This window comes from Peptoniphilus duerdenii ATCC BAA-1640, assembly GCF_000146345.1.
In the GTDB taxonomy this organism is placed as follows: domain Bacteria; phylum Bacillota; class Clostridia; order Tissierellales; family Peptoniphilaceae; genus Peptoniphilus_B; species Peptoniphilus_B duerdenii.
Genome location: NZ_GL397071.1, coordinates 1,145,388 through 1,151,481, shown reverse-complemented (window position 1 = coordinate 1,151,481; position 6,094 = coordinate 1,145,388). Strand labels below are relative to the sequence as shown.

The 6,094-nt window shown below is 33.7% G+C and carries 4 protein-coding genes and 1 pseudogene; all 5 read right to left on the bottom strand.

The window, feature by feature from the left end; genetic code table 11:
* Window positions 1-361 (bottom strand): annotated as a pseudogene (locus HMPREF9225_RS10320) (hypothetical protein); the annotation flags it as partial.
* Window positions 352-1,065 carry a hypothetical protein gene (locus tag HMPREF9225_RS05080; protein ID WP_008901878.1) on the bottom strand — a complete coding sequence of 238 codons (714 nt, stop codon included), beginning with the start codon at window positions 1,063-1,065 and terminating at the stop codon, window positions 352-354. The gene HMPREF9225_RS05080 and the pseudogene HMPREF9225_RS10320, both read right to left, overlap by 10 nt.
* A complete protein-coding gene (locus tag HMPREF9225_RS05075; RefSeq protein ID WP_008901877.1) occupies window positions 1,062-1,727 on the bottom strand; it encodes an ABC transporter ATP-binding protein in 666 nt (221 codons plus the stop codon). The genes HMPREF9225_RS05080 and HMPREF9225_RS05075 overlap by 4 nt, the downstream gene beginning before the upstream one ends.
* A 105-nt stretch (window positions 1,728-1,832) precedes the next feature.
* Window positions 1,833-2,564 carry a TraX family protein gene (locus HMPREF9225_RS05070; RefSeq protein WP_008901876.1) on the bottom strand — a complete coding sequence of 244 codons (732 nt, stop codon included), beginning with the start codon at window positions 2,562-2,564 and terminating at the stop codon, window positions 1,833-1,835.
* Between the two features lie 206 nt (window positions 2,565-2,770).
* Window positions 2,771-5,299 carry a magnesium-translocating P-type ATPase gene (gene mgtA / locus HMPREF9225_RS05065; RefSeq protein ID WP_040551327.1) on the bottom strand — a complete coding sequence of 843 codons (2,529 nt, stop codon included), beginning with the start codon at window positions 5,297-5,299 and terminating at the stop codon, window positions 2,771-2,773.
* Window positions 5,300-6,094 lie beyond the last annotated feature (795 nt).

Sequence of the window (6,094 nt, the reverse complement as noted above, 5' to 3'; positions counted from 1 at the left end):
TTTTAAAATTTATAAATGTAATTATAAATGTTGGGATAAGTACGATAAACGTTGCAAAGTAGAGACTTAGAATATATTTTGCGATGATTACACCACTTTTTACTCCATTTGCAAGTAGAAACTCAATCTTCTTTGTAATTTTATCCATAGTCAAGGTAACTTTTGCAAATTCTACTGTGAATAATAAAAATACTATAACAATTCCCTCTGTTCTAAAGATAGACCCAAATCCACCGCTAGTTCCTTCTTCCGCACTGAAAAAATATGTTGCCATATTAAATATTACAGCCAAAATGCTCATGAAGATTGCATTCTTATCCAAAAGTCTCTTTAAATCTTCTTTAATTAAATCTATGACCATGTTCCCTCCCTTGTGATTACAGATTCATTGCTCATTCTTCTAAGACTAATAATAGAGAATCCTGCAAATCCAAAGAGTATTATAAAATTAACAGAAATTACAAGACCTATAATATCTATTCCAAATCTATTTAGAAAATTTAAAATCTCATCAGAAAAATTTCCAACCATGTAAATCATAAAGGTCGTAAAGAAGAATAACAAATTTTTAAAAAATTTAAAATTTTTTCTATATAGACTGAATATATTTAAGGATAGAACCACGAAGTAGAGCATAAGTATCGTAGTTACAAATATTGCCCCGATATATTTAAAATGAGTTTTGAAATCGTAGAGCACATAGGTTGAATAGAATAATAAAAACGGAGCTATGGATGATATTCTCCACATTTCTATTGCATATGCTTTTACCAAATCCTTTATGCTAACTCCCGATGCAAGGACAAATTCTATCCTCTTATTAAGTTTATCCTTAACAGTTAGGTTCACCACCATTGAATTGGATAGTATCATATAAAATCCAATCATCATGGTGTATGTAACCAAAATTATAAAGCCATCTCCCCTAGAATTAAACACACCTCTATAGAGCAAGTAATTAAATCCAATAGTTAAAAGTACAAATCCGATGATACTTAATACTACGTCCATGTCCCTTAGCAAGTAATACCTGCAAGCCCTGTTTAAATTCATTTTATTTTTCATTTTGCACCTTCTTCTAAAAATAGATCTTCGAGGCTCTCTCCATTTATATCAGAAATATTTTTTGTAAATAGAAGCTTGCCACCCTTAATCATGGAGACTCTGTCCGCCACTTTTTCAATTTCTGAAAGGTCGTGACTTGTGATTATGATCGTCTTACGTTCGTCTTTTAGAAGTTTAATTAGTTTTCTAATTTCCACTCGAGAAATAGGATCCACACCGCTTGTAACCTCGTCTAGGAATATAATTTCTCTATTCATCATAGTTATTATAATTAGAGATAGTTTACGTTTCATCCCCTTCGAATAAGTTGACACCTTTCTATCTAAATCCCCAGTGATTTCAAGTAGGTCCGAATATTTTTCAAAGCCCTTGGCTTCAAATCCGAAATAAAGCCCGTACAACTTTATATTTTCAAAACCAGTTTTATCTTCGTAGAGATAGTCATTTTCGAGAAGCATTCCATAGCTTCCACCCACCACCACTTCTCCAGAATCTTTCTTATAAAGACCTGTCAGTATTCTAAGTAGCGAAGTCTTACCTGATCCGTTTGGACCTACCAACGAATGGACAGAGTTTTCTTCAATCTCCAATGAAAAATCATTGAACAAACTCTTTTCTTTAAAATTCTTGGTTAAATTTTTTATCTTTATAATATTTTTCATAATAACTCCTTTCGATTTAATTTAATTGTAAATATATTAAAATTTAATCTCATGAGTAATTACTGCAAATTTTAGGCATAAAAAAACCGCAGATAACTGCGGCATTTATAGATCAAAATAAAAGCGAATAATCCCAAGTATTAAAAGATGAACTGGATAGAAGAGATAGTTGAACCATTTGTATTGCTTGCCCCTCTTTCCATTGTAAGTTATGGTCATGGCAAAACCTAAGAATGAATAAAGCTCCTTGATTATAGAAATATATCCAACAGCAGCACCAAGAGCAGGTCTATCGTAGAAAATATAGAACACATAAGCAAGGATAATTGCATGGTAATCGTAGTCAAGGCTAAGTAGCATAGAAAGAAGTCCAAATGCCATGACGATTACAATGGAAATTCCATACCAAAGATATTTATCTTTTATTTTCCCTTTAAGCTCATCGATTATCCAAACCGTCACAAGGCAAAGGGCTAAGGTAAACATCATATTGTTCCAATTTGGATTGTAAAACACTTTTGAAGTGAACATATCGAATGGCACTTCTGCAATAATTCCAAATAAAATTAAATTTATAAGATATTTTTTCCTGCTCTTGGTCCTGAAAAATCCTTCCACAACGAAAAATATAAATATCGGAAATGCAATCCTTCCTAGAATTGAAAATATATTTGAAATATATAGAAGCGGACCCTTCCCATCTAAAAGCGGTGTAACTATTCCGTTGTTCACATGATCTATTAGCATCGAAAGAAATGCAATATACTTGAGCTGAGCTCCATTTAAAATCTGAAATTTCTTTAAATTTTCTCTATTAAAACGTCTATTTAAATCCATAAAATCTCCTTGAAAAAATAAGTAGATTTAATAATACAATTAAATTTAAAATTTTACAATAAAAACCGTAGCATTTTCACTACGGTTTCATAAATCTATTAACTTACAATTTTTTATAGGAATTTAATTAGTTTACCTAAACTCAAAATTCTTTAGAACTGTTGAACAAACTCCCATCTTTTAAAATTAAATCAAAAATCTTTTATTTATTTTCTTGAAAATGAATTGTGTCTGTAGAAATTTTTCTTTAATAGTTCTGCAGTCACCGCGTATACAAATGAAATCGCAAGTAACGATGCAAATGCTTTAAATGGTAGTGAAATGAGTCCTAAATATACATTCATTGGACTATATGCTATGGCGATGAGCAAAATTACAATTCCAACTATCGCAAGGAGAAGTTTTTTGCTTGGTTTGCTCTTTAAGAATGGTCTTGCCGTTCTAACTATTAGCATAACCACAACAGCGGAAATGACTGACTCTAACATCCAACCAGTTTGGAAGAATTTTTCATCGGCGTTAAAAAGTAGTAGTAGCACCGCAAAAGTAATGTAGTCAAACACAGAAGAAGTTATTCCAAAAATAATCATAAATCTTTTGATAAATTTCATATCCCATTTAACCGGTTTCTTTAACCAATCTTCATCCACAGAGTCGGATGCGATTTGAAGGGATGGAAAATCTGTGAGTAGGTTTGTAAGTAGGATCTGTTTTGGAAGTAGTGGAAGGAATTTTAAAAATAAACTTGCACCTGCCATCGAAAACATATTTCCAAAATTTGCACTGGTTGCTACAAAAATATATTTCAAAGTGTTGATAAAAGTTCTTCTACCTTCCTTTATCCCTGAGACTAAAACTTCCAAACTATTTTTAAGTAACACGATTGACGCCGCATCTTTTGCAGTGTCCGCCGCAGTATCTACAGAAATCCCGACATCCGCCTGTTTTATCGCTGGAGAGTCGTTGATTCCATCGCCCATGTAGCCGACGATTTCGCCCCTTTGTTTATATGCAAGGATTATTTTTTCTTTTTGGTTTGGACTTATCTCTGCAAAAATATCTATGTGAAGTACTTTCTTGTTAAGTTGACTTAGAGAATAGGAATCGAGCTCTTCTCCAACCATGATTTTCTCGGGGTCAAGACCAATTTGACTTCCAATATTCTTCGCAATCAAACGATTATCCCCAGTAATCATCTTAAGAGCAACTCCGAGATTATTCATTCTCTCAATAACATCTTTTATATTGTCTTTAAGCGGATCTATAAATAGAAGAAGCCCCTTGAAGATCAAATTTTCCGCTTTTTCATTTTTAAAATCCGTACTTTCAATATTCTTGTAAGCAAGACCAAGCACTCTGAAACCCTTGCTGGAATAATTGTCAAAGAGATTAAAAATCTGAGACTTAACTTCATCTAGGCTTCCAGTACTCCCATCTGACTTCTCGTATCTGTCGCAGACTTTTATTATGCTTTCCAATGCACCTTTTGTGATCATCATATTTTTATTTGAAAATTCACTATCAGTCTTAACAACTACAGTTAAAAGTTTATTTTCAAAAGAATATGGAATTTCAAATAATTTTTTATAACTAGAAAAATCTTTTGTGCACCCTTCCAAAATAGCTTCATCAATAGGATTTTTATAACCCTCTTGAAAATATGAATTAATCATAGAAAGAGTCTTTAAATTATCTGACTTCTCACCTGCATAATCAATAGCAGAATCGAGTTTTACCTTTCCCTTGGTAATGGTTCCCGTCTTGTCAGAGCACATAATCGTCATGGAACCGAAATTTTCGATAGCATTTAATTTCTTTACAATTACACCTTGTTCCGACATCCTCTTAGCACCTTGAGAAAGATTAACACTTATAATAGCAGGCAGCATCTGAGGAGTAAGCCCAACTGAAAGGGCCAAAGCAAACATAAAAGATTCTAAAAAAGGTTTATTTAAAACTATGTTAAAAATAAAAATTAAACCAATTAAAATCGTCGTCACATGAAGAATTAAATTTCCAAAATCCTTTATGCCCTTTTCAAAATCTGTATCCGAATCCTTCTTGCTCAGAGAAGAAGTAATCTTCCCAAACTCAGAATCTTTTGCAAGATTAACAATCACAGCCTTGCCAGAGCCGCTGATGACATGAGTTCCCATCCAAAGAGAATTATTTCTTTGAGATAGAACAGTGTTTGCAGGAATTTTTCCAAGTATTTTTTCAACAGGAAAAGTCTCCCCGGTCAAACTAGATTCATCCGTAGAAAGAGAATTTACATCTAAAAGAAGGCAGTCCGCAGGTATCATATCCCCAGTCTTGACGCTTATAATATCGCCAACGGTCAACTTAGAATTTTCTATCTCTTTAAACTTCCCATCCCTTAGGACAGAAGACGTAACACTGACAGAAGATAGTAGCTTCTTAACAGCATCACTAGCCTTGCTCTCATGTCTATAACTTAAAAAAGCAGAAATCATAATGATGATTAAAATAATAATTCCATCAGAATAGTCTTTAAGAAAAATAGAAAGAATTGCCGCAAAAATAAGAATCATAGTAATAGGATTTTTAAATTGATTAATAAAAATCATAAACTTCGAAGTAGATTTCTTCTCTTCAAAAATATTTTCTCCAAACTTGTCTATCCTATCCTCCGCTTCTTTACTAGATAGACCCTCCACACTTGTATTTAAACTATTTAAAATATTATTAATATCACAAGACCAAAAATCTTTCATTTCAACCTCCATACATTAAATATATTAGTAAATACCCAAAGTTTAAAGACGAAATCAAAAACAAAAATATTAATCGCGATAATTATCAATATTTTGCTGAGGAGAAGATTTTGTGTTTCTATCTACTGAAGATTTGAGAAATGACGTCATCATGCGTGGAAAAATCTCCCAACTGCATTCAACTCACGTGGAAAATCCTCCCAACTACAGTCACCCTGAGCGAAAGAGCCGCAAGGCTCTGTAGTCGAACGGGTATAACCTGTATTTAACCTAACCTAGGCAATGCATTGTAGCTGAAGTAATCTGCTTCCATTGCCTCGATACTAATCTATCTTTCCTCAGCTGTTAGGCGTGCGTCAACATAAGTTTAAGTTCACACTCGTAGCGGAACCTTCTAGGTTCCACAGCCGAAGGCTACATTTACCCTCCCAACTGCGGTCACCCTGAGCGAAAGAGCCACAAGGCTCTGTAGTCGAATGGGTATAACCTCTGAAGATAAAGTCTTTGCAAATGAAATCACTCAAACATGACCCCACATTATGTTAAATAAATAATGTAATCTTTCTTAGTAGAGCGTCGAAGCCCTAGCCGAAATCTTTGATTTCGTTGCAGGTCTCGTGCAAAGAGTTCCTAAGAAGCCGAATGAAATGAAGGCTGATTTGTTGAACTCGACTGCCTGGCTATGGAAGCAAAATGCTTCCGCTACAAAATAAAATTATCATCCATACTTAACCACACCATGGTTATACCCGTTCGACTCACTACGTTCGCTCAGGGTGACTGTCTTCAGACAAT

Bases quoted from the DNA above. Each gene is read 5' to 3' on its own strand.
- HMPREF9225_RS05080 (WP_008901878.1), bottom strand. From the start codon at position 1,065: ATGAAAAATAAAATGAATTTAAACAGGGCTTGCAGGTATTACTTGCTA.
- HMPREF9225_RS05075 (WP_008901877.1), bottom strand. From the start codon at position 1,727: ATGAAAAATATTATAAAGATAAAAAATTTAACCAAGAATTTTAAAGAA.
- HMPREF9225_RS05070 (WP_008901876.1), bottom strand. From the start codon at position 2,564: ATGGATTTAAATAGACGTTTTAATAGAGAAAATTTAAAGAAATTTCAG.
- mgtA (WP_040551327.1), bottom strand. From the start codon at position 5,299: ATGAAAGATTTTTGGTCTTGTGATATTAATAATATTTTAAATAGTTTA.